The 1,960-nt window shown below is 65.5% G+C and carries 4 protein-coding genes; 3 read left to right on the forward strand and 1 reads right to left on the reverse strand.

Annotated elements, in window-relative coordinates:
* The first annotated feature begins 205 nt into the window (after positions 1–205).
* The 3 genes from Q8K99_04270 (at position 206) to Q8K99_04280 (ending at position 1,595) form a co-directional block, all read left to right on the forward strand.
* On the forward strand, positions 206–448 hold the full coding sequence (locus Q8K99_04270; protein MDP2181768.1) for a hypothetical protein: 243 nt from the start codon (positions 206–208) through the stop codon (positions 446–448).
* Between the two features lie 127 nt (positions 449–575).
* A complete protein-coding gene (locus Q8K99_04275) occupies positions 576–806 on the forward strand; it encodes a hypothetical protein (protein ID MDP2181769.1) in 231 nt (76 codons plus the stop codon).
* 9 nt (positions 807–815) lie between these two features.
* The gene (locus tag Q8K99_04280) at positions 816–1,595 is read left to right on the forward strand and encodes a hypothetical protein (protein ID MDP2181770.1); all 780 of its coding nucleotides are present in this window, start codon (positions 816–818) and stop codon (positions 1,593–1,595) included.
* A 15-nt stretch (positions 1,596–1,610) separates the two neighbouring features.
* On the opposite strand, the gene Q8K99_04285 is transcribed toward Q8K99_04280, so the two are convergent.
* The coding region (locus Q8K99_04285; GenBank protein ID MDP2181771.1) for a DUF1015 domain-containing protein at positions 1,611–1,960 on the reverse strand (350 nt) is incomplete at its 5' end.

Below are 1,960 nucleotides of genomic sequence, written 5' to 3' on the forward strand. Positions count from 1 at the left end.
AGAGGTTCCGGGGCGTGGATTCGGTGTGTGTGGGGCGTGGTTCGCGCCCGCAGGATGCCCCACATTCATAGTTCGCGCTGAGAAGCCTCGCTCCTGCGCGAGAGTGAAGGTGTGAGGATGGGCACGCAACGTGCTTGTGAGCGTGTGAGTGTGACGGTCCCGTAGTAGAATCAGCGGCACTGACGAAGGTGAAGGAGGCTCGAAGATGGCGAAATGCTGGGAGCAGCGCGGCTGTGATGAGGAGATGCAGGCCGAGTGCCCTCATCCGACGACGATTGGCGACCGCTGCCCGACGAAGTGCGCCTTTGCCGCCTGCGACCGGCCAGCGAACGAGCTCACCACCGATCCGGAGCTCATCTTCGATCCCGCCGTGGATCGCGAAGCGCCGGTCAAGGACGTCTGTCTCTTCTGCGGGTTCTATCTGAAGAGCGGTCCGCGCATCAGCTGACGTCATGGCGCGGTCGTGTCGACCTCCCGGTGAGGCGCTGCACCGAATCGGGAACATTCAGGCTCAGACGGCTCTCGGCGTGTCAGCGCCGGCGGATTCAGTGATTCACGTCCCGTGAGGAGGGGCCATGCGATTCTGCGGACCGCACTACAATGAGTGGGACGAGCTCTACGGGCTCATCAAGGACATCTTCTGCGGCCTAGCGGTGACGTGTTTCCTCTACGCGCTGCATCGCACGGCGAACGGGGTGGAGCTGGGCGCGCGGCTCAAGGCGCTCGACAGGTACGGCGACGCCTACACACCCGAGGAGCGCGAGGAGCTCATCCACAAGATCAAGAGGGACTCGATGAAGTTCTGACGGCGGACGATGCTTTCCCCCGTCGCAGCGACGCTGCTCGCCTTCGGGCGCGAGCTCGAGTCCGAAGGCGCAGCGCAGGTCGGCACATCGTTCACCGGCAATCCCAACGCCGACGCGCTCCTCAGTGAGTCGCCCATGGCGTTTCTCTTCGGCGTTCTGTTCACGCAGGGAATCCCCGCCGAGCGTGCGTGGGCCGGTCCGTTCCTGTTGCGAGAGCGTCTCGGCCATCTCGACCTCGCACGCCTCGCGGGCGACCCGCAGGCGGTGCGCGAGGCCGTCCAGCGATCCCCGATGCTGCATCGGTTCAAAGAGACGCTGCCGCGATGGGTGTGTGCGGCGGCTCGTCGCGTGATCGACGAGTACGACAGCGATGCCTCGCTGATCTGGGTGCCGGGAAGCCATGTGCTTGAGGTGACTGAGAGGTTCGCGGCGTTCGATGGAATCGGGCGCAAGAAGGCGGTCATGGCGACCGAGATTCTCACGCGCCACTTCGGAGTTGAGCTTGCGGGCAGGGAGTGCGGGCAGGTGGCCTACGACGTGCAGGTGCGGCGCGTGTTCCTGCGCGCGGGCCTCGTCGAGTGTGACACGCGTGAAGCCATCGAAGCGGCCGCCGCGGAGGTATGCCCTGAGGCTCCGGGCACCCTCGATCTTGCGGCGTGGCTCATCGGGCGCGAGTACTGCCGACCGAAAGCGCCGCGCTGCGAGGCGTGCAGGCTTGGGGAAGTGTGCCCCCACCGCACGTGGCTCACGGTCGAGGGCGTGGGCGTCCGGAGCGAACGGCGGACCTAGAAGGGCCGGGGGCATCTAGTCCTCGTCCATGGCGCGGTAGAGGAGACCGGAGAGCAGCTTCGGATAGAAGTAGGTCGACTTCTGGGGCATCGTCTCCCCTGCGAGCGCGATCGCTCGCAGCTGGTCCATCCGCGTCGGGCGCATCACGAAGGCCACGTCGTGTTTGTCCGTCATCTTGAGCGCATCGTGCGCGTCCTTCACGAACGAGAGTCGCCCGAATGTCTCCGGACGGTCCGGGTGAATGCCTAGGATCGGGTTGAGGATGAGTTCCTGGAGCACCGCGACATCGAGCCGCTTCCACTGCGCGGAGTGGTCGAGTGGGATTGCGGTGTCGAGATCGATGTCGGCGCGCAAGCGAACCACGC

This window comes from Actinomycetota bacterium (assembly GCA_030682655.1).
In the GTDB taxonomy this organism is placed as follows: Bacteria; Actinomycetota; Coriobacteriia; order Anaerosomatales; family JAUXNU01; genus JAUXNU01.

Coding starts and splice junctions, on each gene's coding strand:
- Q8K99_04275 (MDP2181769.1), top strand. CDS start 576: ATGCGATTCTGCGGACCGCACTACAATGAGTGGGACGAGCTCTACGGG.
- Q8K99_04280 (MDP2181770.1), top strand. CDS start 816: ATGCTTTCCCCCGTCGCAGCGACGCTGCTCGCCTTCGGGCGCGAGCTC.
- Q8K99_04270 (MDP2181768.1), top strand. CDS start 206: ATGGCGAAATGCTGGGAGCAGCGCGGCTGTGATGAGGAGATGCAGGCC.